Genomic DNA, 1,552 nt, shown 5'->3' on the forward strand with positions numbered 1-1,552 from the left:
GCGCGGTGGGGTCCTCCGCAGCAGGGGCGGTGGACCCTTCCGGAGCAGGGGTGGCTGCTCCGGACGGCGTCGGCGTGCTCGAGGCGGACTCGCCCGGTGACGGCGAGCTCGGCGTCGGCGCGGATTCGCTCGCAGCCGGCGCACTCGGGGTCGGCACGGATTCGCTCGGCGTCGGCGCGCTCGGGGGCGGCGCGGATTGAATCGGAGCGGGCGCAGCGGGCGACGGTGCGGGGGACGGCTCCTCGGACGCGCCGACCCGGACGTCCCAATCGATGGTCGCGGGATTGGAGTTCACGGGTGTGCCGTCCTCTTTCTCCGCGTACAGCACGAAGGTGGCCGAGTACTGGCCCGGTGCACCGAAGGCCCATGAGGTGTCCAGGTCATAGACGCCGTCGAAGATGTAGTTGTGATACCAGGGGTGGGCGGAGGAGATGATGCGCTGCGTGTACAGGTAGCCGCCAGGACGGTAGGAGAACAGCTCCATCCAGGATGGGCCGGAGCTCTCCTTGAGGCTGAGGCGGACACTGTCCGGCTTGATCCCGGCCGGAGGGGCGTCGAAGGTGATCCGGTGCCCGGGCCGGTCCGGCGTCTCCCAGGCCAGCGCGGCGGGGAACCGCTCCCCCGGGCGTCCGACCCAGGACAGGTCCAGGTCCGGGTCGAAGGCCGGCATGAGGAGCACGTTGCGGTCCCCCGAGGCCACGGACTCGTCTGGTACCGAGGGCAGGGCGAAGCGCACACGGTTGGGGTCGTGGACGGTGCCGTCGGCGGCGGCCGATTCCAGGACCGGCGTGGTGCCGTCCCAGCGCAGGTGCAGCACGGTCGTGCCGGAGCCGCTGAGGACGGGGCGGGTGTCCTGCTCCGCCGCGGCCGTGGCCGTCTCGGCCCGCGCCGCCTCCGGCGCGAACGTGGCCACGGCACTGGTGGTCAGGAGGGAGGCGCACAGGACGGCGGCGCTGAGCGTCCGAGAAGTGGAGCGGTCATCACGCATGGGGGTGGTTCCCTTCGGTGGTGGAGGCCGGGGCGATCGACGCCTCGGCGGGGTGGGTCACGGATCGGATGGGCGCGCCGCGGGCGGCCAGCCACAGCAGCACGGAGACCAGCAGCACGAGCGAGGCGCCCGTGACGAGGACGACCTCGGGGTTCTGCCGCAGGGCGGTCAGCACCGGGTTCCCCGGCGCCCACGGGTTCTCCGGCGTCTCCGGCGCCGGCACGGCGGCCAGGGGCCAGCCTGTGGCTGAGCTCGCGGGAGCGCCGCCGAGGACGTCCCCGACGGACACGCCCGGGACCCAGGGGACGCCAGCGTGCGCGGCGAGGTCGACCCCGCCGTCAGCGGTCCCGCCGGCGCCCGCTCCGCTGGCATCGGCGAGGGGGGCGGCCGCCGTGGACCCGAGGAGCGCCGGGGCGCTCAGGGTGGGCACGACGCCGGGGAACGGCCCCGCGGCGGCCGCGTCCGGGACACCGGCCAGAGCGGGGCCCGGGACGGCGGCACCCGGCACACCGTCCGCGACAGCGCCCGGAGCGGTGTCCTCCGCGGCCCCCGGCGCGGCGGTGC

At 75.2% G+C, this 1,552-nt stretch carries 2 pseudogenes; both read right to left on the minus strand.

The annotated features are described in order from the left end of the window. Positions 1–988: pseudogene (locus tag Q4D18_RS11885) on the minus strand (hypothetical protein); the annotation flags it as partial. Then, positions 981–1,552, minus strand: a pseudogene (locus tag Q4D18_RS11890) (hypothetical protein); the annotation flags it as partial. The pseudogenes Q4D18_RS11890 and Q4D18_RS11885, both read right to left, overlap by 8 nt.

Origin of the sequence: Micrococcus sp., assembly GCF_030523875.1 — a bacterium.
Lineage (GTDB): Bacteria > Actinomycetota > Actinomycetes > Actinomycetales > Micrococcaceae > Micrococcus.